At 68.6% G+C, this 23875-nt stretch carries 21 protein-coding genes and 3 pseudogenes; 14 read left to right on the top strand and 10 right to left on the bottom strand.

The genetic code is table 11. The features are described from left to right. Positions 1 to 61: 61 nt before the first annotated feature. Together AC2VOR_RS02865 and AC2VOR_RS02860 are read right to left on the bottom strand one after the other, a co-directional pair. Positions 62 to 251 (bottom strand): annotated as a pseudogene (locus tag AC2VOR_RS02865) (NAD(P)/FAD-dependent oxidoreductase); the annotation flags it as partial. Between the two features lie 67 nt (positions 252 to 318). Then, positions 319 to 582 carry a DUF2630 family protein gene (locus AC2VOR_RS02860; RefSeq protein WP_369737120.1) on the bottom strand — a complete coding sequence of 88 codons (264 nt, stop codon included), beginning with the start codon at positions 580 to 582 and terminating at the stop codon, positions 319 to 321. A gap of 170 nt (positions 583 to 752) precedes the next feature. Between AC2VOR_RS02860 and arfA the strand changes: the two genes are divergently transcribed. The 3 genes from arfA to arfC are packed head-to-tail and all read left to right on the top strand — an operon-like array spanning position 753 to position 3207. Next, a complete protein-coding gene (arfA, locus tag AC2VOR_RS02855; protein ID WP_486963174.1) occupies positions 753 to 1742 on the top strand; it encodes a channel-forming protein ArfA/OmpATb in 990 nt (329 codons plus the stop codon). A gap of 26 nt (positions 1743 to 1768) precedes the next feature. Beyond that, positions 1769 to 1921 (top strand): channel accessory protein ArfB, encoded by a 153-nt coding sequence (gene arfB, locus AC2VOR_RS02850; protein WP_369737122.1) that lies wholly within the window; start codon positions 1769 to 1771, stop codon positions 1919 to 1921. Continuing rightward, entirely contained in the window at positions 1918 to 3207 is a 1290-nt protein-coding gene (gene arfC, locus AC2VOR_RS02845) for a channel accessory protein ArfC, sunset domain variant (protein WP_369737123.1), read from the top strand. Before arfB ends, arfC begins: the two co-directional genes overlap by 4 nt. A 42-nt stretch (positions 3208 to 3249) precedes the next feature. Here arfC and AC2VOR_RS02840 read toward each other — a convergent pair whose 3' ends face one another. The 3 genes from AC2VOR_RS02840 to AC2VOR_RS02830 form a co-directional block, all read right to left on the bottom strand. Beyond that, positions 3250 to 4590 carry a HAMP domain-containing sensor histidine kinase gene (locus tag AC2VOR_RS02840; protein ID WP_369741448.1) on the bottom strand — a complete coding sequence of 447 codons (1341 nt, stop codon included), beginning with the start codon at positions 4588 to 4590 and terminating at the stop codon, positions 3250 to 3252. Positions 4591 to 4607: 17 nt separating this feature from the next. Then, entirely contained in the window at positions 4608 to 5318 is a 711-nt protein-coding gene (gene prrA, locus AC2VOR_RS02835; RefSeq protein WP_369737124.1) for a two-component system response regulator PrrA, read from the bottom strand. Between the two features lie 61 nt (positions 5319 to 5379). Beyond that, entirely contained in the window at positions 5380 to 6624 is a 1245-nt protein-coding gene (locus AC2VOR_RS02830) for an MFS transporter (RefSeq protein ID WP_369737125.1), read from the bottom strand. A gap of 149 nt (positions 6625 to 6773) precedes the next feature. On the opposite strand from AC2VOR_RS02830, the gene AC2VOR_RS02825 reads away from it, so the two are divergent. Beyond that, the gene (locus AC2VOR_RS02825) at positions 6774 to 7955 is read left to right on the top strand and encodes a glycosyltransferase family 4 protein (RefSeq protein WP_369737126.1); all 1182 of its coding nucleotides are present in this window, start codon (positions 6774 to 6776) and stop codon (positions 7953 to 7955) included. After that, positions 7952 to 10093 (top strand): amylo-alpha-1,6-glucosidase, encoded by a 2142-nt coding sequence (locus tag AC2VOR_RS02820; protein ID WP_486963173.1) that lies wholly within the window; start codon positions 7952 to 7954, stop codon positions 10091 to 10093. The genes AC2VOR_RS02825 and AC2VOR_RS02820 overlap by 4 nt, the downstream gene beginning before the upstream one ends. 16 nt (positions 10094 to 10109) lie before the next feature. On the opposite strand, the gene AC2VOR_RS02815 is transcribed toward AC2VOR_RS02820, so the two are convergent. After that, positions 10110 to 11582 carry a carboxyl transferase domain-containing protein gene (locus tag AC2VOR_RS02815; RefSeq protein ID WP_369737128.1) on the bottom strand — a complete coding sequence of 491 codons (1473 nt, stop codon included), beginning with the start codon at positions 11580 to 11582 and terminating at the stop codon, positions 10110 to 10112. A gap of 27 nt (positions 11583 to 11609) precedes the next feature. On the opposite strand from AC2VOR_RS02815, the gene AC2VOR_RS02810 reads away from it, so the two are divergent. Together AC2VOR_RS02810 and AC2VOR_RS02805 are read left to right on the top strand one after the other, a co-directional pair. Then, positions 11610 to 12341 (top strand): enoyl-CoA hydratase, encoded by a 732-nt coding sequence (locus AC2VOR_RS02810; protein ID WP_369737129.1) that lies wholly within the window; start codon positions 11610 to 11612, stop codon positions 12339 to 12341. A gap of 5 nt (positions 12342 to 12346) precedes the next feature. Further along, positions 12347 to 13465: an MBL fold metallo-hydrolase gene (locus AC2VOR_RS02805; protein ID WP_486963172.1), complete on the top strand. Its 1119-nt coding sequence runs from the start codon at positions 12347 to 12349 to the stop codon at positions 13463 to 13465. Positions 13466 to 13467: 2 nt separating this feature from the next. Here the strand turns inward: AC2VOR_RS02805 and AC2VOR_RS02800 are convergent, their stop codons facing one another. Continuing rightward, complete coding sequence (locus AC2VOR_RS02800; RefSeq protein ID WP_486963171.1) at positions 13468 to 14568, bottom strand: glycosyltransferase family 4 protein; 1101 nt, start codon at positions 14566 to 14568, stop codon at positions 13468 to 13470. Between the two features lie 65 nt (positions 14569 to 14633). On the opposite strand from AC2VOR_RS02800, the gene AC2VOR_RS02795 reads away from it, so the two are divergent. From AC2VOR_RS02795 to AC2VOR_RS02775, 5 genes are all read left to right on the top strand, one after another. Continuing rightward, positions 14634 to 16226 (top strand): serine hydrolase, encoded by a 1593-nt coding sequence (locus AC2VOR_RS02795; RefSeq protein WP_486963170.1) that lies wholly within the window; start codon positions 14634 to 14636, stop codon positions 16224 to 16226. Then, complete coding sequence (locus AC2VOR_RS02790) at positions 16223 to 18625, top strand: cation-translocating P-type ATPase (protein WP_486963169.1); 2403 nt, start codon at positions 16223 to 16225, stop codon at positions 18623 to 18625. Before AC2VOR_RS02795 ends, AC2VOR_RS02790 begins: the two co-directional genes overlap by 4 nt. Positions 18626 to 18669: 44 nt before the next feature. Next, a complete protein-coding gene (locus tag AC2VOR_RS02785) occupies positions 18670 to 18852 on the top strand; it encodes an antitoxin (RefSeq protein WP_369737134.1) in 183 nt (60 codons plus the stop codon). A 3-nt stretch (positions 18853 to 18855) separates the two neighbouring features. Then, entirely contained in the window at positions 18856 to 19341 is a 486-nt protein-coding gene (locus AC2VOR_RS02780; RefSeq protein ID WP_369737135.1) for a type II toxin-antitoxin system Rv0910 family toxin, read from the top strand. Between the two features lie 72 nt (positions 19342 to 19413). Next, positions 19414 to 19839: a hypothetical protein gene (locus tag AC2VOR_RS02775; RefSeq protein ID WP_369737136.1), complete on the top strand. Its 426-nt coding sequence runs from the start codon at positions 19414 to 19416 to the stop codon at positions 19837 to 19839. A 3-nt stretch (positions 19840 to 19842) separates the two neighbouring features. Here AC2VOR_RS02775 and AC2VOR_RS02770 read toward each other — a convergent pair. Next, positions 19843 to 20324: pseudogene (locus AC2VOR_RS02770) on the bottom strand (VOC family protein). Between the two features lie 379 nt (positions 20325 to 20703). On the opposite strand from AC2VOR_RS02770, the gene AC2VOR_RS02765 reads away from it, so the two are divergent. Then, the gene (locus AC2VOR_RS02765; RefSeq protein WP_369737137.1) at positions 20704 to 20883 is read left to right on the top strand and encodes a hypothetical protein; all 180 of its coding nucleotides are present in this window, start codon (positions 20704 to 20706) and stop codon (positions 20881 to 20883) included. Positions 20884 to 21283: 400 nt separating this feature from the next. Further along, positions 21284 to 22753, top strand: a complete 1470-nt coding sequence (locus AC2VOR_RS02760; RefSeq protein ID WP_369737138.1) for a DUF4185 domain-containing protein — start codon at positions 21284 to 21286, stop codon at positions 22751 to 22753. Between the two features lie 39 nt (positions 22754 to 22792). On the opposite strand, the pseudogene AC2VOR_RS02755 reads toward AC2VOR_RS02760, so the two are convergent. Together AC2VOR_RS02755 and AC2VOR_RS02750 are read right to left on the bottom strand one after the other, a co-directional pair. Continuing rightward, positions 22793 to 23432, bottom strand: a pseudogene (locus AC2VOR_RS02755) (PE family protein); the annotation flags it as partial. Positions 23433 to 23593: 161 nt separating this feature from the next. Then, positions 23594 to 23875: VOC family protein (locus AC2VOR_RS02750; protein WP_486963168.1), on the bottom strand; the 282-nt coding region annotated here is incomplete at its 5' end.

Genomic DNA, 23875 nt, shown 5'->3' with positions numbered 1-23875 from the left:
GTTCGCGTCACAGGGACGACAGGACCGCCGTCGCGGCGGTTGTGACCGCCGATGCCCGACATCGCACCACCGCGGCGGGCGCCCGACCCGCACACCATGGTCCGCCGAGTAACCCGTCGAGGACCGCGGGGGTGACGCCGGCCAGGAGGAACCGCCCACGGACCACGTGGTCTTGGCCCCCGACGCGGTAACGCGCCCGCCCGTCCGGGTCGACGGCGTAGGACGTCGGCGCCGGTGACGATTTCGGCTCCCTGGCCGCGACCAGCCCGTTGTGGCCGCCGCTCACCACGCCGACGCCGACATCCGCCGTGCGTTGCGTCAGCTCAGGTAGCCCTCGACCTCGTCGGGCGGACGTACCTCCGCCTCGCGGGGATCGCCACCGCTGTCGCGCAGCGCCCGGCGCTGCCGCAGCAGGTCCCAGCACTGGTCGAGCTCGACTTCCAGCCGGCGCAGGCGCTCGTGTTCCTCGGACGCGCTGACGTCGCCGTGCTGCACCTGCGACCGCAGCGCTTTCTCCTCGGCGACCAGTTCGCGGATGCGCCCCAGCGTTTCGGTGTCGGTCGGTTTACTGCCGTTGCCCATCGCTCCAGTGTGCCCGACCTAAAGTCGCGCCGCTCCGGACTAGGTAGGCTGCATATCGCCCGAAGAACCGACGGGCACGGGGATGGAAATTGAGCTAGGGGGCGGAAGTGAGTTTAGGGACGGGTTTGAGTCGACCGCCCGAGACAACAGACCCGGGGCGAAGTCCGGAAATGTTCCGGCGGTCGCTGGGTCGTCCCTGGCTGATCGCGTTGTTGGTCATTCCGTTGTCTTTCCGGCGGTCACTCGGCCTGCCCTGGCTAATTGCCCTCGTCGTTATTCCATTGCTGATAGCGGTCATCGGCTACGGCGCGTTGGACCGCCCGGCCGCCACCACGGGACCGACCGGTGCGCTCCCGACCTTGACACCGCCGAACAAAGCCGAAGCCCCGAAGTTGTCCCTGGCGCCGCTTTCCATTGTCCGTAACGGCAACGACGTCGCGCTCAGCGGTAATTTCCCGGATGATTCCGACAAGTCGGCTTTGATCGCGGCGCTCAAGAAGGCCCTGGGCCCGGGTACCAACATCATCGACCAAATTATTATCGACCCCAAAGTCGATTCACTCGACTTTTCAAATGCCGGAGTGCTTTTCAAAGACAGCGCGTCGATTCTCGATTTCAATCTGACGGTCAATGGGAACACGATCATCTTGGCGGGTACCACCGGATCGCAGGACGAGAAGATAGCGGTGGAGCGTGACGCCGCGACCACGTGGTCGGGTGTGAACGTGGTCGACAGTCTCGTGGTCACGGGGACGGCGTCCCCCGGAGAACCCGGCTCGCCTCCACCGCCCCCCGCGGCGTGTCCGGATCTACCCTCGGCCATCAACGCGGTGACGGGTGGGCAGATCGCCTTCGGTGCAGACGGGTTCAGCTTGACCCCGGCCGACGAGCAAAGCCTCAGCCAGGTGGCGGAGCAGCTGAAGGCATGTCCCTCGGCCCGAGCGACGATCAACGGTTACAGCGACGACAACGGCACCGAGGCCATTAACATTGCGCTGAGCAGCCAACGAGCGCAAAAGGTCGCTGACTTCCTGGCTGGCCGTGGCGTCCCCAGCGGCCAGTTGGTGGTCAAGGGTCTGGGATCGGTCAACCCGGTGGTTCCCAACGACACGGCCGGGGCCCGCGCCAAGAATCGCCGCGTCGAAATAGTGGTCAGCTGAATAATGGTCAGCTAAGGAGAAGCAGCATGGATTTCATCATCCAGTGGTTGTGGTACCTGCTGGCTTTTGTGGCGGGCTCGGCCCTCGCCTGGGTGATCGCGACGAGACTGGTCAAGCGCAGCGCCGCCAGGAAAGTTTTTGCCGGTCTGACCGGCGAGGAGACCGGAGTGCGGCGATGAGTCACGTGCACTGGTGGCTGGTCGGCTTGTCCTTCGTCATGGGATTGGTGTTGACGTCCGCGCTGATACTGCGCCCGGCCAAGGGCTCTTCGCTGTTGGAGAAGTCACTGGAGGCCGCAATGGCGGGCATCGGGGAGCCACCCGGTCCGCCGCCCAGCACTCTTGAGTGGCCTAGCGCGCAGGGGGCTCACGCTGTCGACTTGTTGACCACGACGGTTGCGGTTCCCGACGAATGGGTGGCGACGGAGGCCCCGGCCGAGGAAGAGGGGGAGGCCCCGGCCGTCGAGGAACCTGTGCCGGCCAGCCCCGCGGCTGTCGAGGATTTGTTGTCGAGGGAAAGCCCGGTTGCCGAGGAGCCGGCGTCGGCGGAAGAACTCGCGGTTGCCGAGGAGCCGATGCCGGCGGCTGAGCGGCCGGTGGCCCGGAGGGCCTCCGGTATCGAGGACCTGTTGGCAAGGAAGGCCCCCGTTGTCGTGGAGGCCCCGGTTGTCGCGGAGTCGGTGACCGTGGAGGCCCCTGAGGAGGCCCCGAGTGGTGAAGAGGCCCCGCGTGCTGAAGCGACTCCCGTGGCAGAGGAGGCCCCGGTGGCTGAGGAGGCCCCGGTGGCTGAGGAGGCCTCGGTTGTCGACGAGGCCCGGCTTACCGAAGAGGCCCCGCGTGCCGAAGAGACCCGGGTGGCTAAGGAGGTGCCGGTTGTCGCGGAGCCCCCCCGTGCTGAAGAGGCCCCGGTTACTGAAGCGGCCCCGGTGGCTGAGGAGGCACCGGTGCCCGGAGAGTCGCCGCCTGTGGGGCACTCGGTCGCCGAGGAGCCGGTGACCACGGAGTTCCCGGTGACCGATGAGTCACCCTGGACGACGCGGCCCGGCACGCCGGTCCAGCCGGTGAACGAGGCCCCAGGCGGCCCGCCGGTCCCGTCGGTGCGCAAGCCCCCGCCCGCCGCGACGGCGCCGGTGCGCAAGCCCCCGCCCGCGAAGAAGGCCCCACCCGCGAAGGCCCCGCCGGTGAAGAAGGCCCCACCCGGCAAAAGGCCGCGGCCTGCCAAAGCGGCGCCGCCAAAGCGGCCCACGCTGCCGTATGCGCCGTACGGTCCCGGCTCCGCCCGCGCCACCCCCGAGGGTGGCGGACCGTCGGGCTGGTTGGTGAAGGGGCGCTCGGATACCCGGCTCTTCTACACTCCCGACGACCCTGCCTATTACCTCACGGTCGCCCAAGTCTGGTTCAAGGACGAGCAGGCGGCTGTGCGGGCCGCCTTCACGCCCTGGCGTAACAGCTCCCGGAGGAAGTGACCCGCGGAGTCGGCGGGCTTTCGCGTGATGGCGTGGGCCTGATCAGCAGGGACCGGGCAGCCGCAGCACCAGCCGGGCGCCGCCCAGCGGGCTGTCCTCCAGCGATGCGATGCCGCGGTGCAGCTTGGCCTGCTGGGCCACCAACGCCAGCCCCAGGCCCGACCCCGAATGCGAGGCCGTGGACCCGCGGGAGAACCGCTCGAACACCACCCGGCGCTCCTCCTCGGGCACTCCGCTGCCGTTGTCGTCGACGGTGATCTCCACTCCGGCCCGAGAGCTGACCGCCGACAGCTGGACCCGGGTGGCGCCGCCGTGCTTGACGGCGTTGGCGATCGCGTTGTCCACGGCGAGACGCAACCCCGCCGGCAGCCCCACGATGATGCAGGTGGGCGACGGCACCAGTGAGACATCGAGGTCGGGGTAGACCCGGGTGGCGTCATGGGCGGCCCGGTCGAGCAACTCGGTGATGTCCACCGGCACGTGGTCATCAGACGTCGACAGTTCGCCCTGTGCCAAGCGCTCCAGCGCGCTCAGCGTGGCCTCGATGCGCGACTGGGTGCGCACGACGTCGTTGATCACCTCCGTGCGTTGGTCTTCGGCCAGGTCGAGGGTGGACAACACCTCGAGATTGGTGCGCATCGCGGTCAGGGGAGTGCGCAGTTCGTGCGAAGAGACGGCCGCGAAATCGCGGGCCGAGGCGAGCGCCTCCTTGGTGCGGTTCTGCTCCCTCCAGATTCGCTGCAGCATGCCCCGCATCGCTTCGGCGATCTCCACCGCCTCACTGGCTCCGCGCACCTCCACCTGTGGCGCCTCGTCGCCCGCGTCGATCGAGCGGGTCTGCTGGGCGAGCTGTTTGAACGGGCGCACCGCGAAGGCCGCCAGCAGCCAGGCGAACACCGCCGCCGCCCCGATCGCGAAACCGCAGATCAGCAGCACCCTGCGGTGCAGGTTATTGGTCTCGGCGATGGTGGTGTCATACGTCGCGCCCACGGCCACCGAGGTCGGCTGCGGGCCCGGGATCTCCACCGTGCGCACCCGGTACCGCACGCCGTGCACATAGTCGTCGGCGTAGTCGACGTTGAGCTTCGGCAACGTGACGCCCGAATTCGACTTGACCAGGTCACCGCGCCGAACCGTGATGATGGCGTCCTGGTCGTTGGGCGTACGCGGTATCTCGTCCAGGCCGCGCGGCAGGAACGGGATCGCAAAGCCCGCGGCCTCGTCGAGCCGGCGGTCCAGTCGTTCCTTGCGGTCGTTGGTGATCCCGACCCAGACGACCGTGCCGACGATGAGCACCGGAATCGCCGCGCCGATGACCGTCGCGACGACGACCCGCGTTCGCAGCGACGGCGTACGGGCGAAGATCCGCGACAAAACACGCATGACCCGCTTCGATTCGGTCACTGCATACGCAGCACGAACCCGACCCCGCGAACGGTGTGCAGCAGGCGGGGGCCGCCGTTGGCCTCCAGCTTGCGGCGCAGATACCCGATGAACACGTCGACGACGTTGGTGTCGGCGGCGAAGTCGTAACCCCACACCAGCTCCAGCAGCTGGGCGCGCGACAGCACCGCGGTCTTGTGCTCGGCCAGCACCGCCAACAGGTCGAACTCCCGCTTGGTCAGGTCGACGTCGACGCCGTTGACCCGGGCCCGCCGGCCGGGGATGTCGACTTCCAGCGGACCCACGGTGATGGTTTCCGACGACGACGTCGCGGTCGCGCCGCGACGTCGCAGCAGCGCCTTGACCCGCGCCACCAGCTCGGCCAGCACGAACGGTTTGACCAGGTAGTCGTCGGCGCCGGCTTCCAGGCCCGCCACCCGGTCGTCGACGGAGCTGCGGGCGGACAGCACGCAGACCGGCACGTCGTTGTCCATGGCGCGCAGCGCGGTCACCACGCTGACCCCGTCCAGGACGGGCATGTTGATGTCGAGCACGATCGCGTCGGGGCGCGTCTCGGTGGCGCTGCGCAAGGCCTCGGCGCCGTCGACCGCCGTCGACACCTCGAAGCCGGACAGGCGCAGACCGCGTTCCAACGAGGCAAGCACGTCGGAGTCGTCGTCGACGACCAAAACCCGAGGCGAGGTCGCACCAGTGTCCATGCCGACCATTTTGCCGGATCGCTGGCCCTGGCGCGGGGAGGCCGACGGGCCGGGTCGCCGCTTCGCCCGACTACACCGACTGTCCGGCGACCATGCGGCGGTCGATCGAGCGCAGGGTCGCGGCGAATCCCAGCCAGATGATCACTGATCCCACGGACAATCCGCCGAGCATGGCGAATGCGAACGGGAACCCGAGGTGTTGGGCCGCGACGCCGCCTAGCAGTGGACTGAGCGCGCCGCCGAGGCCCTGCGCTGCCATGATGACACCCTGACCGGCATTGATGTGGCCGGTGCCGTCGAGAATGCGGGCCACCAGTCCGGGCACCGCCACCGACAGCATGCCTGCACCGATACCGTCCAGTATTTGCACCGGGACCACCCCCCAGGTCGTTATGACGTTCGCGGCGAGCAGGCCTCGAACTGGTAGGGCGGCGAATGCGATCAAGATGGCCGGCCAGTAGCCACGCGTCTGGGCGATCCGCGTCGAGATAAGCGCGGCCGGAACCATCACCGCCTGGGCGACGACGACCGTGCTCGCCACGGTGGTGAACGGGTTGGCCTGCTTGGCGACCACGGCAAGCCCGTATAGCGGCAGCATGGCGGCATTTGCCAGATGGAACAGCACCAACGCGGCGGCCAACACCAACAGAGGGCGCGACCCCGCGAGGACCCGCATAGCCTTTACCGGAGTTTCGTCGTCGCTGCGCGCCTCCCCGCGGGCAATGTGGTGTTCGATGTGGCCGGGAGGAATGGCCAGTACCGCCGCGATCGTCGCCACGGCGAACATCGCAGCCAGCCCGAAAACGCCAACGTATCCGAACGCCAAACCGAGTAGGCCGCCGATGCCCGCTCCCGCCATGTTGCCCGCATGGTTGTAGGCCTGGTTGCGACCGAATTGCTTCGCAAAACCGTCCTGGCCCACGACGCCCAGCGTGATGCCGATCAGTGCGGGGGCGATTGTGGCACCCGAGACGCACATGGTGGCCTGGGCGGCGGCGATAACCCAGAAATTGTGCGCCGTCAGGATCACCGCCGCAGCTGCAACGGCGGCTGAACCGGCCAGGATGACGCATGCTCGCTTGTGCCGCGTGGCGTCTACCAACGCCCCTGCGGGTGCGACGGCGGCCATTCCGACAATCGCACCGATGGTGATCACTGCACCGATGGCGCCAGTGGCCCACCCACGGCCGGCCAGCAGAACACCCAGGAAAGGGCCCATGCCGGCCTCCATGTCGGCCATGCTGAAATTCACCGCTTCCAGGGCGCGACGAGCCCGGGCACTGGTCTTCGGAGCCGGGACAAGGGTGTACGGCATCCCTTGATTGTCGCGGACTGCCAGCCGTTGCGCCCACCTACCGGTGGTGTTGACGGGCCGATGGCACGTCGTGTGCGGAGGGGCCATAATTAGCACTCATCGGATGAGATTGCTAACGCGTGTGATCAAGTGACAAGGAGGAAACTTCAATGCGCGGTGCCGATTTCGTCTTTCCGTCCGAAGTCTCGGACTCCGGCCGTCCCCTGCGGATCGTCCTCGTCGCTCCGCCCTATTTCGACGTTCCGCCGCACGGCTACGGCGGTGTCGAGGCCGTCGTAGCGGACCTGGCCGACACGCTCGTAGATCGCGGGCACCAGGTCACCTTGCTCGGCGCCGGAGAACCCGGCACGACAGCGCACTTCATCCCGTTGTGGGATCGCACCATGCACGACCGGCTGGGCGAGCCGTATCCGGAGGTGATGCACGCTCTGAAGGTGCGCAGTGCCATCACCCGGATCGTCGCTGCCCAGGGTGTCGACATCGTGCACGACCACACCTTCGCCGGCCCGATCAACGCACCGGTCTACCACGCGCTCGGGGTGCCGACGGTAGTGACGGTGCACGGTCCCATCGACGACGATCTGCATCCTTACTACCGGGAGCTCAGCGGCGATGTCGGGCTGGTGGCGATCAGCGACAGGCAGCGAGCCCTGGCCCCGGACCTGAACTGGATCGGCCGAGTGCACAACGCGCTGAGGTTGGACGATTGGCCGTTCGAGACCGAAAAAGCCGACTACGCTCTCTTCCTCGGCAGGTACGCTCCTTACAAGGGTGCGCACTTGGCTCTGGAGGCGGCGCACGCGGCAGGTCTTCCCTTGGTGTTGGCCGGCAAGTGCAACGAGCCGGCGGAAAAGCAGTACTTCGAGGACTGCGTACGGCCGCTGCTCACCGCGGACGACCACGTGTTCGGTGAGGCTGACGGTGTGAGCAAGCGGAAGCTGTTGGCCGGGGCCCGTTGTCTGCTGTTCCCCATCCAATGGGAAGAGCCGTTCGGGATCGTGATGATCGAAGCAATGGCGTGCGGCACGCCCGTCGTCGCGTTGCGTGGAGGGGCCGTCCCAGAGGTGGTCGTGGACGGTGTGACGGGCGTGGTGTGTGATGTGGTCGATGATCTGCCCGCTGCGATCGAACGGGCGCGGTCGATCGATTCGCTCGCTTGCCGGCATCACGTTGCTAAGAACTTCGAAGTCACGCAGTTCGGCGCTGCCTACGAGCGGATTTACCGAAAGGTGCTGCGACACCAGGCATCAGCTCGTCGTGTGCCGGGCTGGCGGTCGGTAGAAACCCTTGAGCTCCCGGTAGCCGATGCCAGACGGAAAGTGAGCGCATGACGGGGCCGGCGGCGTTCAACACCGGAGCTCCAGCCGCGATCGGTCTCGGCAGCGACACGGTGACACTGCTCGAAGGCGGAACGTTCTGCCTATCCGACCGCCACGGCGACGTCCTGGTAGGCGGTTCGCACGGGTTGTTTTTCCGGGATGCGCGGGTGTTATCACGGTGGGAGTTGCGCGTGGACGGTCAGGTCGCCGAGTCTTTATCCGTCGAATCGACGGAAGCATTCGCTGCGCAGTTTATTTCGCGTCGGGCTCCACGTTCGGGATTGGTGGACAGCACGTTGCTCGTGGTGCGCGAGCGGTTGGTCGGCGATGGGCTGCGGGAGACCATTTCGCTGCACAACCTCGACAAGGAGACGACGGTTGTGTCACTCGAACTGCACGTCGATGCCGACTTCGCCGACCTGTTCGCCGTCAAGGAGGGGCGGGCGCTGGTGGGTGCAGCGGAAATGACGGTCACTGACGGGGAACTCTTGTTGCGCGAGCGGGGCGATCGGGTGCGTGGCGTGGCGGTGACCGCAACCGGTGGCGCGGTGGTGTTGCCCGCGTCGCTGAATTGGCGTGCCGTCGTGCCCCCAGGAAAATGCTGGCGGACGGAAATCGTGGTTCAGCCGACATGGGCGGAACACAAGATCAGCACTCGTTTTCGCCGCGGCGAAGATGTCGAGTCGACCGCCCCGGCGCGCAAGATCGAGGCGTGGCACGACACCGCGACTACGGTCGAGACGAACAATCCGGCGTTAGCGCAGGTGTTGCGTCAAACCGAAAGCGACCTCGGCGCCTTGCTCATTCACGACGAGCACAACCGCGGCGACGACGGCCGCGACCGGGTGTTCGTCGCGGCCGGGGCGCCGTGGTTCATGACGTTGTTCGGTCGGGACAGCTTGCTGACCGCCTGGATGGCGTTGCCGCTGGACGTGGGACTTTCGATCGGCACACTACAGCGACTGGCAGCATTGCAAGGACGGCACGTCGACCTGGTCACGGAGGAACAACCAGGCCGGATCATGCATGAAATCCGGCGCGGTCCGGCCAGCTCCGACGTTTTGGGTGGCAACGTCTATTACGGCGCGGTCGATGCCACCCCGCTGTTCGTGATGCTACTTGCCGAATCATGGCGTTGGGGTGCCGACGAAGCGTCGGTACGGTCGCTGCTACCCGCCGCCGACGCGGCATTGACGTGGGCGGAACGCTATGGCGACCGTGATGGCGACTGTTTTATCGAGTACCAGCGCGCCACCGACCGGGGGTTGATCAACCAGGGTTGGAAGGACAGCTTCAATGGCGTCAACGACGCCGTCGGCCGCCTGGCCGAACCTCCCGTTGCGTTGTGCGAAGTTCAGGCCTACTTGTATGCGGCCCTCATGTCGGGAGCGGAGCTCGTCGATGCGTTCGGCGACGCCGCCAAAGCGGCACAGCTACGGAAGCGTGCCCAGAAACTGAGGGCCGACTTCGCCGAGGCCTTCTGGCTGCCGGATAAAGGCTGGTATGCGGTTGCGCTCGACGGTGCTAAGCGTCCGGTCGATGCATTGACCAGCAATGTCGGTCATTGTCTGTGGACTGGGATTGCCACGGATGAGCACGCTGCGGCCGTCATCGAGCGGCTGTCCGGTCCCGAGATGGACTCCGGGTTCGGATTACGCACGCTGGCGACCACTATGGGCGCGTACAACCCGATGAGCTACCACAACGGCTCCGTGTGGCCGCATGACACGGCCATCGTCGTAGCCGGTTTGCTGCGCTACCGGCATGTGCCAGGCGCAGTAGCGCTGGCCGAACGCCTCGCCACCGGCCTCCTTGATGCGGCAACAGCATTCGGGGGGCGCCTCCCCGAGCTGTTCTGCGGGTTTGACCGTTCACAGTTCGCTGCGCCGGTGCCCTATCCCACCTCCTGCTCACCCCAAGCGTGGGCCAGCGCGGCGCCGTTGCTCCTCCTCCGGTCGTTTCTGGGGCTTGAACCGCATGTGCCACATCGCGTCCTCACCGTGTCCCCTCAGCTGCCGTCCACGTGGGGCACGATCGCGCTGACCAATTTGCGACTCGGCAACGCGACGGTTCACATCGAGGCCGAGGGCGAGACCGTCACGGCGGACGGCCTGGGCGAGGACTGGCGGCTTGTGACCTCTGCGACATGACACGGCGCCGCAAAGTTCAGGGCAAGCCGATGCGCCGGTAGCGTCGCAGCCGCGCGGCCAGCCTCTCGCCGTCCGGCACGTTCCGCAACGCGTGCAGCTCGGCGGCGATGGCCTGCGACATTCGCTGGCTGAACTCGGCCGGTTCGTCGGCGGCGTCGGGCTCCTCGGGCACCACGACGTCGACGATCCCGGCGGCCAGCAACTCGGCCGAGCGGATGCCCTGGATCGCGGCGAGCTCGGCCGCGTGTGCGGTGTCCCGGAAGACGATCGCGCTGGCCCCCTCGGGTGGCAACGGCGCGAGCCAGCCGTGCAGCGCGGCCAGCACGCGGTCGGCGGGGACCATCGCCAGCGCCGGCCCGCCGCTGCCCTGCCCGAGCAGCACCGACACCGTCGGGGTGTCCAGCGTCACCAGCTCGGCCAGGCACTGGGCGATCTGGGCGGCCAGCCCGTCCTGCTCGGCCTCGGCCGACAACGCGGGCCCGGCCGTGTCGATCACCAGCACCAGGGGCAGGCGCAATTCGGCGGCCAGCGCCATGCCGCGCCGGGCCTCGCGCAACGCGGCCGGCCCGACCAGACCGCCAGTCACCCGTTGTTGGCCCAGCACCACCGCGGGCTGGCCGGCGAATCGCGCCAGCGCCAGCAGGGTGGTCGCCGCCTCGCCGTAACCGGTGCCCGACAACAGCACCACGTCACTCGCGCCGTGCCGCAACAGGAACCTGACGCCCGGCCGGTCCGGTCGCCGGGAAGCCATCACCGAATCCCACGCCGGCACGTCGGCGATCGGTCGCGCCGGTGGCGGATCCGGCAGCGGTTCCGCGGGGTCGGCGATGACCGTCAGCGCGCGGTCCAGCGTCCGGCGCAGCTCGTCGAGGGCGACGACACCGTCGAGGACTCCGTAGCGTTGCAGGTTCTCCGCGGTTTGCACGCCTTCCGGGAAGGGTTCGTCGTACAGCAACTCGTAGACGCGCGGACCCAGAAAGCCGATCAGGGCGCCCGGCTCGGCGATCGTGACATGGCCCAGCGATCCCCACGAAGCGAACACCCCGCCCGTGGTCGGGTGGCGCAGGTAGACCAGGTAGGGCAGGTGCGCCCGCTTGTGCAGCGTCACCGCGGCCGCGATTTTCACCATCTGCAGGAACGCGACGGTGCCCTCCTGCATACGGGTGCCGCCGGAACTCGGCGAGGCCAGCAGCGGCAGCCGCTCGGCGGTGGCCCGCTCGACCGCGGCGGTGATCCGTTCGGCCGCGGCCACCCCGATCGAGCCGCCCAGGAAGCCGAACTCGCAGACGATCACCGCCACCCGGCGCCCGTAGATCCGGCCCTCGCCGGTGAGCACCGATTCGTCCAGACCGGTGGCGGCCCGCGCCTCGGCCAGTTCCCGCTCGTAGGACTCGCTGAGCGGCAACGGTGGCGGCGCACCGTCCCAGCTGAGAAAGGATCCCTCGTCCAGCACCGCGTCCCGGAGTTGACCGGCCGTGATACGACTCACGACACGAGGCTATATAGGGTGGCCTCCATGATCGGTGTCACCCAGGCCGGGGCCGTTTTGACCATTGAGCTGCAACGACCCGAGCGTCGCAACGCCCTGAACTCCCAGCTCGTCGAGGAGTTGCGGGAGACTTTCCAGAAGGCCGGCGACGGGACGGTCCGGGCGATCGTGCTGACCGGCCAGGGCACCGCGTTCTGCGCCGGCGCCGACCTGAGCGGTGACGCCTTCGCGGCCGACTACCCTGACCGGCTCATCGAACTGCACCGGTTGATGGACGCCACCCTGATCCCGGTGATCGGCGCCGTCAACGGCCCCGCCATCGGCGCGGGACTGCAGCTGGCCATGCGCTGTGACCTGCGGGTGGTCGCACCTGAGGCGTTCTTCCAGTTCCCGACGTCGAAGTACGGTCTGGCCCTGGACAATTGGAGCATCCGCCGACTGGCCTCGCTGGTCGGCCACGGCCGGGCCAGCGCGATGCTGCTGACCGCGGAGAAGCTGACCGCCGAGACGGCGCTGCAGACCGGGATGGCCAACCGCATCGGTACTCTCTCCGACGCCCAGGCGTGGGCCGACGAGATCGCCGGCCTGGCCCCGCTGGCCATCCAGCACGCCAAGCGGGTGCTCAACGACGACGGAGCCATGGACGATCAGCTGCCGATCCACAAGGAGCTTTTCGACAAGGCGTGGGCGAGCAAGGACGTCGTCGAGGCCCAGGTCGCCCGCATCGAGAAGCGGCCGCCCAACTTCACGGGCGCCTGACGGCCATGGTGCGGGGGGCGCTGCGGCTGGCCGCCGGCACGGCCTCGGTGGCCGCCGGGGGCTGGGTGGTTCGCGCGCTGCACGGCGCGCCGATGGCGCTGGGCGCGGACCCCGCGTCGATCCGGGCGGTGGCGGAGCGCTCGCCACACTACCGCGACGGCGTCTTCGTCAACCTGGACCCGGTGTCGATGTTCACCGTGGACCGCGAGGAGCTGAGGCTCATCGCCTGGGAGCTGGTGGCCGGGCGCGCCAGAAGCCGCCCGCCGGCCTCGATCCCGCTGAGTGCGCCCGGGATCTTCGACAGCGACCCCGGCCGGCTGGCCGTGAGCTGGTTCGGTCACTCCACCGCGCTGCTGGAGATCGACGGCTACCGGGTGCTGACGGATCCGGTGTGGAGCCGGCGGTGCTCACCGTCGGACGTGGTCGGCCCGGAGCGGCTGCATCCGCCGCCCGTGCAGCTGGAGGCGCTGCCCGCCCTCGACGCCGTGGTCATCAGTCACGACCACTACGACCACCTCGACATCGACACGGTCATGACGCTGGCCCGCACGCAACGGGCCCCGTTCTTCGTGCCGCTGGGGGTGGGCGCTCACCTGCGCGCGTGGGGCATACCCGAGCACCGTGTCGTCGAACTCGACTGGCACCAGAGCGCCCGGGTCGACGAACTCACCCTGGTCTGCGCCCCGGCGCGGCACTTCTCGGGACGCTTCCTGGACCGCAACACCACGCTGTGGGCGTCGTGGGCGATGGTCGGGCCGCGTCATCGCGCCTATTTCGGCGGCGACACCGGCTACACCGCAAGCTTCGCCCGGATCGGCGCCGACCACGGGCCGTTCGACCTGACGCTGCTGCCCATCGGCGCCTACAACCGGGCCTGGCCGGACATCCACATGAACCCCGAGGAAGCGGTGCGGGCCCATCTCGACATGACGGCCGCCGGGTCGGGCCTGTTGGTGCCCGTTCATTGGGGCACCTTCCGCCTCGCCCCGCATCCGTGGGCGGAGCCGGTCGAGCGTCTGCTCGAGGCCGCCGAAGCCGCCGGCGTCGAGGTGGCGGTCCCGGTGCCCGGCGAACGCGTCGGCCCGGCCGGTCGCACGAGCGCCGACGCCTGGTGGCGGCTCTGACCTCAGCCCAGCATGGACAGCCAGGTATCCCACTGCTCGGCGCGCCGGGTCCAGTTGTTCTCGGCGACCGTGTAGGTGACCTGAGCCCGCAGGCGGGCCTCGGTGCCGTCGGGATCGGCCTCGCGCGCGGCCAGTGAGCTGATGACGCGCTCGGCGAAGGCCTCGGCGTGGGCGTGGGGATCGGCCAGCGGCTCCATCAGTTCGACGAAACCGGCGCCCGTCTCGGGCAAAGCGCCGAGATCGCTGGTGACGACGGTGCACCCGGCCGCCATCGCTTCCATCACGGCGATGCAGGACGTTTCGGCGAAGGTGTTGGGGTAGGCCAGCATCGCGGCGCCGCGCAGCGCGTTTGCCAGTGCCGGCTGGGCGACCGAGCCGTGATAGGCGACGCCGGGTGCGTCGCGGGCCGCGTCGTAGAGCGGGCGGAACGGGTCCATCAGGGCGTTGTAGACGGCCATGCTGCTGTAGACCTCGAGGCGGGCGTCCGGCACCGCGGTCCGGACGAGGGCGAACGCGTCCAGCAGCCGGTCCAGCCCCCGATAGGGCGTGCTGGTGTAGCACAGGGTCGGCGGGCCCGATTTGGCCGGCAGGATCGGGCCGTCGGCGAACAACTCGGCGAAGGCCGGGCCGACGGCGTTGCGCAGGATGCCGATGCGTGCGGGATCGAGCCCGAACGCCTGGTGGAAACGGTCGGCCTGCCACTCGCTGACCATGGCGAAACCATGGAACAGCGCCCGGATCTCGGGCTGCGCCAAGGGGGCGACGAACGGCTGGTCGTGCGCCAGGCCGGTCCACAGGACGTGGCGGGCCTGCGGCCGGCACAGCGCCATGAGTTCGGCGAGCCTGGCATGCACCCCGCCCAGGTGCACGACGCAGTCTGCGTTTCGGAGCGCGCCGTCCTCGACGACGGGGATCGGTTGGCAGTGGACCCCGCGCACCAGCTTGACCTCGGCGTCACGACTGGCCAGCGTGACCCGGTGACCCAGCTTCACCAGTTCGGTGCTCAGGTAGCAGGCCGCTGACTGCGAGCCGCCCAAGGGCCGGTCGAACGGCGTGTCCGGATCGTAAGCCGAGGCGGCGGCGTCGACGAACACGATGTCCATGCGCCCGCACTTTAGGTGCCCGAGCGATCAGTCCGCCAACCGGCGTACCACGCTAGAGTTCCGCCATGGCGAAACGCGCGGCAACGGCCGCTGTCGTGATGTTGTCGATGGCGTTCACCGGATGCGAAACCGCACAACACCTGTCGAACCCGCCGTCGGCGGTGTCGCAGACCCCACCCAACGAGTTCTCGGGAGTTGACATCCCGCCCGGCCGCATCGGCGACGCCGTATCCAGAGTCGACGGCCTAGTCGCCGACCTGATGAAGACCAGCGGCATCCCGGGCATGGCGGTCGCCATCGTGCACGGAGGGAAAACGCTGTACGCCAAGGGTTTCGGGGTCAGGGACGCGAGCAGGGGTGACCGTCAGGATAACTGGGTCGACGCCGACACCGTCTTCCAGCTGGCATCGTTGTCCAAGTCGGTGGGTGCGACGGTGGTGGCGCACGAGGTGACCGACAAGGTGATCGCCTGGGACACGCCGGTGACGTCGGTGCTGCCGTGGTTCTCGCTGTCCGACCCCTACGTCACCAGCCACGTGACCGTAGCCGACTTCTATTCGCACCGTTCCGGGCTGCCCGACCACGCCGGCGACAAGCTCGAGGACCTGGGCTACGACCGCCGCCAGACGCTGGAGAGGCTGAAGTACCTGCCGCTGGCCCCATTTCGAAACACATACTCCTACACCAACTTCGGCGTGACAACCGCGGCCGAGGCGGTGGCCGCGGCGGCGGGCAAACCGTGGGAGGACCTTTCCGGCGAGGTGCTCTACCGGCCGCTGGGCATGGCGTCGACGAGCTCGCGCTACGCCGACTTCCTGGCCCGGTCCGACCACGCGGTCGGCCACGTCAAGGTAGGGGACAAGTGGGAGCCGCGCTACCAGCGGGATCCCGACCCCCAGTCGGCCGCCGGTGGCGCGAGCTCCTCGGTCAACGACATGGCGCGCTGGCTGGCGATGCTGTTGGCCAACGGTGCCTACGACGGCGGGCGGATCACCTCGGCCGAAGCGCTGCTGCCCGCCATCACCCCGCAGGTCGTCTCGATCCCGGCCCCAAACTCGAAGGCGCGCCCCGGTTTCTATGGCCACGGGTTCAACGTCACGGTGAGCTCGTCGGGACGCACCGAGCTGAGCCATTCCGGCGCCTTCACGATGGGCGCCGCCACCAACTTCGTGGTCTTGCCGTCCGAGGACCTGGCCATCGTCGCGCTGACCAACGCCGCGCCCATCGGAGTGCCGGAGACGCTGACCGCCGAATTCCTGGATCTGGTGCAGTACGGCCAGATCCGCGAGGACTGGGCCGGGCTCTACCAGAAGGCGATGGGCTGGATGAACAACCCCGAGGGCTCGCTGGTCGGCAAGCAGCCCCCCGCCCATCCCGCGCCGGCCAGGCCGCTCGGCGAGTACCTGGGCGTGTACACCAGCGACTACTGGGGCCCGGCGATCGTGACCGAACACGACGGTGCGCTGCAGCTGGAGATGGGTCCCAAAAACCGGACGTTCCCCTTGACGCACTGGGACGGCGATACCTTCACCTTCCCGGTGACCGACGAAAACGCGCCGCCCGGAACGATTTCCAAGGCGGTATTCTCCGGGGCCCCGGCCACCACGCTGAACTTGGAGTACTTCGACTCCGAGAAGCTGGGAACCTTCACCCGATGACACCGGGCGGCGCCGTCGGCCTGACCGACGCCGAGGTGGCCCGGCGGGTCGCCGACGGCCAGGGCAACACCACCCCGCGACGCGCCACCCGCAGCGTCGCCGCGATCGTCCGCGCCAACGTCTTCACCCGGATCAACGCGATCCTGGGGGTGTTGCTGCTGATCGTGCTCGCGACCGGCTCGTTGATCAACGGGCTGTTCGGCCTGCTGATCGTCGCCAACAGCGTCATCGGCATGGTCCAGGAGATCCGCGCCAAGCAGACGCTGGACAAGCTGGCGATCATCGGGCAGGCGAAACCGTTGGTGCGCAGGGCCTGCGGGACGCGCGCGTTGCCGCCCGAGCAGGTCGTGCGCGACGACGTCATCGAGCTGGGACCCGGTGACCAGGTTGTCGTCGACGGCGAGATCGTCGAGGAGAACAACCTGGAGATCGACGAATCGCTGCTGACCGGGGAGGCCGATCCGATCGCCAAGGACACCGGCGACGCGGTGATGTCGGGCAGCTTCGTCGTCGCCGGCACCGGGGCCTACCGGGCGACGAACGTCGGGCCGGAATCCTACGCCGCCAGGCTCGCCGAGGAGGCCAGCAAGTTCAGCCTGGTGAATTCCGAACTGCGCAAGGGCATCAACCGGATCCTGCAGTTCATCACCTACCTGCTGGTGCCGGCGGGCCTGTTGACCATCTACACCCAGTTGTTCACCACCCACGTCGGGTGGCGGCAGTCGGTGTTGCGCACGGTCGGTGCGCTGGTGCCGATGGTGCCCGAGGGGCTGGTGCTGCTGACGTCGATCGCGTTCGCCGTCGGCGTCGTCAGGCTGGGCCAACGTCGTTGCCTGGTACAGGAACTGCCGGCCATCGAGGGCCTGGCCCGCGTCGACGTCGTCTGCGCCGACAAGACGGGCACGCTGACCGAGAGCGGCATGCGGGTCCGCGAGGTCCAGGAACTGGCCGCGACCTCCGAAGCCGTCGCCGACGTCCTGGCCGCGCTGGCGGCCGCCGACTCGCGACCGAATGCCAGCATGCAGGCGATCGCAGAATCCTACGACCGCCCACCCGGCTGGATCGCCACGGCGAGTGCGCCGTTCAAGTCGGCGACCAAGTGGAGCGGCGTGTCCTTCCGTGACCACGGCCACTGGGTGATCGGGGCGCCCGACGTGCTGCTCGACCCCGCGTCGGCGGCCGCGCAGCAGGCCGAGCGTCTCGGGGCGCGGGGGCTGCGGGTGTTGCTGTTGGGTGCCGCCGAGGATGCCGTCGACCGCCCGGGCGCACCGGGCCGCGTGCGAGCGGTCGCCCTGGTGGTGCTCGAGCAGAAGGTGCGCCCCGACGCTCGCGATACCTTGGAATACTTTGCTGAGCAAGGGGTTTCCGTCAAGGTGCTGTCCGGCGACAACGCGGTGTCGGTGGCCGCGGTGGCCGGTCAGCTCGGGCTGTACGGGGAGACGATGGACACGCGGCGGCTGCCGGGCGGGGACGCGGCCCTGGCCGACGCGCTGGAGTCCCACACCACCTTCGGTCGGGTGCGCCCCGACCAGAAGCGCGCCATCGTGCATGCGCTGCAATCGCGCGGCCACACCGTGGCGATGACCGGTGACGGCGTCAACGACGTGCTGGCCCTCAAGGACGCGGATATCGGTGTCGCGATGGGTGCGGGCAGCCCGGCGTCGCGGGCGGTCGCGCAAATCGTGTTGCTGGACAACAGGTTCGCCACGCTTCCCTATGTCGTCGGCGAGGGCAGGCGGGTGATCGGCAACATCGAGCGGGTCGCCAACCTGTTCCTGACCAAGACGGTGTATTCGGTGCTGCTGGCGTTGCTGGTCGGTACCGAATGCCTGTTCGCCAAACCCCTGAACGCCGATCCGCTGCTCTACCCATTCCAGCCGATCCACGTCACCATCGCGGCGTGGTTCACGATCGGGATCCCCTCGTTCATCCTGTCGCTGGCGCCCAACAACGAGCGCGCCCAACCCGGTTTCGTGCGGCGGGTGCTGACGTCGGCGCTGCCGTCCGGACTGATCGTGGGCGTCGCGACATTCGTCTCCTACCTGGCCGCCTACCAGGGCCGCCACGCCACGTTCCGGCAGCAGGATCAGGCGTCGACCGCCGCGCTGATCACGCTGCTGGTCACCGCGCTGTGGGTGCTGGCCGTGGTGGCACGGCCGTACCAGTGGTGGCGGGTGGCGCTCGTGGCCGGCTCCGGGCTGGCCTATGTGGTGATCTTCAGCATCCCGCTGGCCCGGCAGAAGTTCCTGCTGGATCCTTCCAATGTGACGGTCACCGCGGTTGCGCTGGCGATCGGTGTGCTGGGTGCCGCGGCCATCGAGGCGCTGTGGTGGATGCGGGCCAGGATGCTCGGCGAGTCCCCGCGGCTGTGGCGGCAGGCCGGGCAACAGGCAAAGTAGGGTTTGCAGCGGTTGAGTAGGGTTTCCCGGGGAAGGAAGGGCGCATGGGATTCCTGGACAAGGCGAAGGCCCTGCTGTCGCAGAACGCGGAGACTGTCGAGAAGGCCATCGACACCGCCGGCGCGTTCGTCGACGACAAGACGCAGGGCAACTACTCCGACACCATCCACAAGGTGGCCGAAGAGGCCAAGAAGGCGGCCGGTTCCACGGCCGATCAGCAGGGCTGAGCGATGGCGAAACTCTCGGGATCCATCGACGTGCCCCTGCCCCCGGAGACGGCCTGGCAGCACGCCTCGGACCTGTCCCGGTTCAGGGAATGGCTGACCATCCATCGGGTGTGGCGCAGCACCCTGCCCGACGAGATCGACAAGGGCACCGTCATCGAGTCGATCGTCGAGGTCAAGGGGATGTACAACCGGATCAAATGGACGGTCGTGCGCTACAAGCCGCCGGAGGGCATGACCCTCAACGGTGACGGTGTCGGCGGCGTCAAGGTCAAGCTGATGGCCAAGGTCGCGCCCAAGGACGACGGCTCCGTCGTCAGCTTCGACGTCCACCTCGGCGGCCCGGCCCTGTTCGGACCGATCGGCATGATCGTCGCGGCGGCATTGCGCAGCGACATCAACGAATCGCTGCAGAACTTCCTCACCGTGTTCACGGGAACCGGCACCTCGTCCCGCCCAGGCCTGAACGGAGACGGCCGCCCCCGCCACTGACGGCTGCGCCGGCCCCGGGTGCCGCGTGGCGAGGCGGAACGCTGTCCGAGCCCCCTACTAATGTGGGAACCCATGACTCGGCGGCTGGGCCCTGGTTGGCTGGTGGCACTGTGCGCGCTGGTCATCTCGGCCAGCGCCTGGATGCCGTGGCTGACGACGGCGGTCAACGGCGGGGGCTGGGCCAACGCCATCGGGGGTGCGCACGGCAGTCTGCACCTTCCCCCCGGCTTCGGTGCCGGGCAGCTCATCGTGTTGCTCTCCTCGGCTCTGCTGGTCGCCGGGGCGATGGTGGGCCGCGGTTTATCGGTGAAGGTCTCTTCGGTTGCCGCCCTAATCATTTCGCTGCTGCTGGTGGGGCTGACGGCGTGGTACTACCAGCTCAACGTCAATCCGCCGGTGTCGGCCGAGTACGGGCTCTACGTCGGGGCGATCGCCGCGCTGTGCGCGGCTGCGTGCTCGCTCGTGGCCGTCGTCGCTGCGGCGTCGGGCGGGCGGTGAGGCTCAGCGTGGGGGGAACTCGTGCCGCCCCGAGTCGGCGCTGCCCGCGAGCTCGTTGACGCCGAACACGAACGGCGCGAACACGACTTCGCGACCGTCCGGGTCCCGATAGGTGATCGCCCGGTCGCTTCCCAGTACGGGTGCTGTGGCACCGGTTCGGCTGTCGCGGCCCGCAGCCACGCGGTCGCCGCCTGCACTGCGTGCTGGTCGGGGAAGTACAGGCACAGCTGGTCGTGGGGATCCACCGTGACGGGCTCGACCGATTCGACGATTTCGAGCGTCAGATTCCAGCTGGGCAGGCCGAAGATCGCACCGGTGCTGCCGTAGCTGGCTTCGAACGTCTCGAAGGTCGGCAGGCCCACGAGATCGCGGTAGAACCGCACCATGGCGCGGAAGTTCGGCGAGCGCCGGGCGAAGCGGATCGCGCCGATCGGCGCCAACTGCGCGGGCCAGTGCGTTGCGCGGCGATGCGTCTGCTCGTCCACGGCTCCTCCGATTCGGCGCGCCACGCAGCCGCGCGTCGCGGCCGCGGACCCGCCGCAACCAGTGTGCACGCCGGCTGGGTGAGATCAGACCGCGGCAACACCCCTTCACTCGGACAAAGAGCGGCCCCGCCGGCTCTCGGGCTGAACCGACGGGACCTGGGTGAGGGCGTAGGCCGGCCGACGCGCTCACCTCTTCTGACGCATTTCCCCCGGCGCCAGGAGACAAACATCGGAATTCGACACGCAAGCCCAAGGGGCATCGGACCGCTTGTGTGGCAGCGCATTTCGGCGATCATCCGTGGTGCCGCGGTAGTCGCGCACCATAGTACAACGGTGCGAGCGGTGTTTCGAGCGCCGCCGAGCCAAACGCAGCGGCGGAGTGGGAGGCGCTGACGGCGCCAGGGGAGCGGAAAGCGTCGGCGTCGGCGGCAACGTCGTGAGCGGGGTGGGCGTGGTCGTCTCGGTGCCGGTGGCGGAGACGAGGGTGTTCGAATGCCAATTCGCGTCCCAGGCCATTCCGGCGAGGGCGATCCCCACGCTGATCGCCTGCCGAGTGTAGTGCCGCGAGTGTCGGGCTTTCATGGGCCGTGCCCCTTTTGCGAGAAGGGGAGCCGGCCGGCTCATCAGGCGGCAGTTCCGCGTCTCCGGAGACTGTCGATCCGTGATACGAAGCTGCCGTGCCGCAAGAGGACCACCGCTGGCGTGCCGCGCAAGGCCCGATCGGCGGGGAAACGATGAGGCCCCCCACGTTTGCCGCTGGTCTTCCGGGATGGGAAGGCGGGCGGGCTCGTTGACTACGGCGGTTCCGCGGCCGTCGACCGCGGAGCGGCTGGGTTTCGACACGGTCACGGATGCATACCCATCGGCAACTCGCTGGTCACAAACGTCCCATGAATCACTATCGTCACATTTGCCCACTGCGGCGTCAATGCGAGGTTCTGCCCGCGGAAAGGTGTTAGATGTCGGCGATTCTTCGAAGCCTGGCGCTTTCGATGGCGTCGGCGGCTGCTATTGGACTCACCGTCGCGATAGGTACCGCCCCGTCGGCGACCGCCACGCCTTGCAGTGCGCCGGAAGCGAACATTCCGCCGCCCAACACCCAGCCGACCATGCCGGCGCCCGGGCCCGTGGTGCAACCGCCGACGGGTCGTCGCCCCGCGCACACCAACGACAGCGCGCCGCTGCCGAAGCTAGGTCCGCTGATCTCGTCCCTGCTCAAGCCCGTCGCTCCGAACACGCGGTACGCCGCACCACTGCAGCCGCAGGCGGGCGTCGTCCCGCCCGCGCCCAACCCCCCGGCCCCGCCGCCGCCGAATGCGACCCAGCTGGCACCCAACGCCGCACCCGTGCAACCGCCGCCGGCGCCGGAGGCGGAGGTGCCCTCTATCGCGGGGGCCCCGACGTCCCTCGTCGACTTCGTGACCGGGACCAACAGCCCCAACCAAACCCTCAAGCGGTTCGGCATCTCCGGGACCGACCTCGGGATCGCCTGGGACAACGGGGATCCCGTTAACCACCAGGTGCTCATGGCCTTCGGCGACACGTTCGGCTACTGCAGCGTGCACGGCCAGCAGTGGCGCTACAACACGCTCTTCCGCAGCTCGGACCGCGATTTGTCCCAGGGCATCCACATCGCCGACGGCGTACCCAACAACAGGTACTCCGGGTCGCCGGTCTGGACGAGCGGCCTTTCCAAACAGGTCGTCAACAGCATCCACAAGGCCCCCCACGAGACGGGGATCATTCCCACCGCGGCCATCTCCGTCGGGCGAACCCAGTTCATGAACTACATGTCCATCCGGCAATGGGGCCGCGACGGCGAGTGGTCGACGAACTATTCGGCGATCGCGAGATCGCTTGACAATGGCCAGACTTGGGGCGTGTACCCCGGGACCATCCGAACCGCCTCACCGGACGCCATCCCCGGCGCCCGGTTCGTCCCGGGGAACGAGAACTTCCAGATGGGCGCGTTCATGAAGGGTAACGACGGCTACCTCTATTCGTTCGGCACCCCGTCCGGCCGCGGCGGGAACGCATACCTGGCGCGGGTGCAGCCGGGCGTCCTGCCCGACCTGAGCAAATACCAGTACTGGAACGGAGACTCCAATACCTGGGTCCCGGCCGATCCGGGGGCTGCGACGCCGGTGATCCCGGGCCCGGTCGGGGAGATGTCGGCCCAGTACAACAACTACCTCAAGCAGTACCTGGTGCTCTACACCAACGGCGGCAGCAACGACATCGTGGCGAGGACGGCGCCCGCCCCACAGGGGCCGTGGAGTCCCGAGCAGCCGCTCGTGTCGTCGTTCCAGATGCCCGGTGGCATCTACGCGCCGATGATCCATCCCTGGTCGTCGGGCAGGGACTTGTACTTCAACCTGTCGCTGTGGTCGGCCTACGACGTGATGTTGATGCACACGGTGCTGCCGTAGCCGCGGCGTTCCGTGCTACAGCCACCACCAACCCGGATCGGCGCCACCGGCGCCACCGCCACCACCGCCCCCGTTGAAGGCGCCGCCGCCACCCCCGCCGCCGGAGCCGATGACGCCGAACAGCCGCCCGCTGTCACCCTCCCTGCCGCCGGCGCCACCGCTGCGCGCAGCGCCGGTGCCGAGCCCGCCGGTGCCCCCGACGCCGATCAGCGCTGCCGGCCAGCCCGGCGGCCGTGCTGGCGCCGCCGTTGGCGCCGTTGCTGTACAGGATCCCGCCGGGACCACCCGGCTGCCCGACGCCGTTGAAGGTCGCCCCATTGGCGCCGTTGCCGATCAGCGGCTGGCCGAACAGCGCCTCGGTGGGCGCGTTGATCGCACCGAGCAGGCTCTGCTCGACGTTGGCGGCCTCGGTGGTCGCATACGAGTCGACGCCGGCGGTCAGGGTCTGCACGAACTGGTCGTCGAACGCCGCCGCCCGCCCACTCAGCGCGTGATAGGTCAGCGCGTGGGTGCTGAACCGCGCCGCGATGACCGCCGACACCTCGTCGGCGGCCGCGGGCAGCACCGCGGTGGTCCGCGTCGCCGCGGCCGCCTGGGCGCCGCTGATCGCCGAGCCGATCCCGGTCAGGTCGCCGGCCGCCCACACCAACGTTTCCGGCACTGCGATCACAAACGACATCCGGCCCCTTCGACGCCACGTTGTCGGCCTGACGCGACATTGTGCGTCAATTTCGTGGCAGCGACGGCCGCCCGACGGGTACGGGCAGTGAACGCGAAATTAATTCACCGGTGCGCCGCGTATTCGCTGTCAGGCGCAACGGTGTTGCGGCGCGGCGTCTTTCACCGGGCCAGCGGCTTGTAGAAAACCAGGCCGTTGCCCTTGTTGTCGTAGACCACGGCACGGCGTTCGTGTGCGTCGTCGTAGGGGGCCCGCACGATGCCGCCGCCACTGTCCTCCACCGCCTTGGCCGCGGCGTCGACGTCGGCGGTTTTGATGCCGACGACGACCTGTCCGTGAATGGGGTGGTCCACCGCGGTCGCCAGCGCGAGGGTCACCGGCCCGCCGTCGAGGGCCGCGAAATGGGTTCCGTCGCGAAACTTCAGCGGCATTCCCAGCGTCTC

The organism is Mycobacterium sp. TH-M103 (genome assembly GCF_057473785.1).
Note: the sequence above shows the minus strand (reverse complement) of the source record. Positions and strands in the feature narration are given on the sequence as shown.

Excerpts from the sequence above, each read along its gene's own strand:
- arfC (WP_369737123.1), top strand. The coding sequence starts at position 1,918 with ATGAGTCACGTGCACTGGTGGCTGGTCGGCTTGTCCTTCGTCATGGGA.
- AC2VOR_RS02825 (WP_369737126.1), top strand. The coding sequence starts at position 6,774 with ATGCGCGGTGCCGATTTCGTCTTTCCGTCCGAAGTCTCGGACTCCGGC.
- AC2VOR_RS02795 (WP_486963170.1), top strand. The coding sequence starts at position 14,634 with ATGGCGAAACGCGCGGCAACGGCCGCTGTCGTGATGTTGTCGATGGCG.
- AC2VOR_RS02830 (WP_369737125.1), bottom strand. The coding sequence starts at position 6,624 with ATGCCGTACACCCTTGTCCCGGCTCCGAAGACCAGTGCCCGGGCTCGT.
- AC2VOR_RS02805 (WP_486963172.1), top strand. The coding sequence starts at position 12,347 with ATGGTGCGGGGGGCGCTGCGGCTGGCCGCCGGCACGGCCTCGGTGGCC.
- arfA (WP_486963174.1), top strand. The coding sequence starts at position 753 with ATGTTCCGGCGGTCGCTGGGTCGTCCCTGGCTGATCGCGTTGTTGGTC.
- AC2VOR_RS02800 (WP_486963171.1), bottom strand. The coding sequence starts at position 14,568 with ATGGACATCGTGTTCGTCGACGCCGCCGCCTCGGCTTACGATCCGGAC.
- prrA (WP_369737124.1), bottom strand. The coding sequence starts at position 5,318 with ATGGTCGGCATGGACACTGGTGCGACCTCGCCTCGGGTTTTGGTCGTC.
- AC2VOR_RS02785 (WP_369737134.1), top strand. The coding sequence starts at position 18,670 with ATGGGATTCCTGGACAAGGCGAAGGCCCTGCTGTCGCAGAACGCGGAG.
- AC2VOR_RS02775 (WP_369737136.1), top strand. The coding sequence starts at position 19,414 with ATGACTCGGCGGCTGGGCCCTGGTTGGCTGGTGGCACTGTGCGCGCTG.
- arfB (WP_369737122.1), top strand. The coding sequence starts at position 1,769 with ATGGATTTCATCATCCAGTGGTTGTGGTACCTGCTGGCTTTTGTGGCG.
- AC2VOR_RS02840 (WP_369741448.1), bottom strand. The coding sequence starts at position 4,590 with ATGCGTGTTTTGTCGCGGATCTTCGCCCGTACGCCGTCGCTGCGAACG.
- AC2VOR_RS02860 (WP_369737120.1), bottom strand. The coding sequence starts at position 582 with ATGGGCAACGGCAGTAAACCGACCGACACCGAAACGCTGGGGCGCATC.
- AC2VOR_RS02780 (WP_369737135.1), top strand. The coding sequence starts at position 18,856 with ATGGCGAAACTCTCGGGATCCATCGACGTGCCCCTGCCCCCGGAGACG.
- AC2VOR_RS02820 (WP_486963173.1), top strand. The coding sequence starts at position 7,952 with ATGACGGGGCCGGCGGCGTTCAACACCGGAGCTCCAGCCGCGATCGGT.
- AC2VOR_RS02760 (WP_369737138.1), top strand. The coding sequence starts at position 21,284 with ATGTCGGCGATTCTTCGAAGCCTGGCGCTTTCGATGGCGTCGGCGGCT.
- AC2VOR_RS02810 (WP_369737129.1), top strand. The coding sequence starts at position 11,610 with ATGATCGGTGTCACCCAGGCCGGGGCCGTTTTGACCATTGAGCTGCAA.
- AC2VOR_RS02790 (WP_486963169.1), top strand. The coding sequence starts at position 16,223 with ATGACACCGGGCGGCGCCGTCGGCCTGACCGACGCCGAGGTGGCCCGG.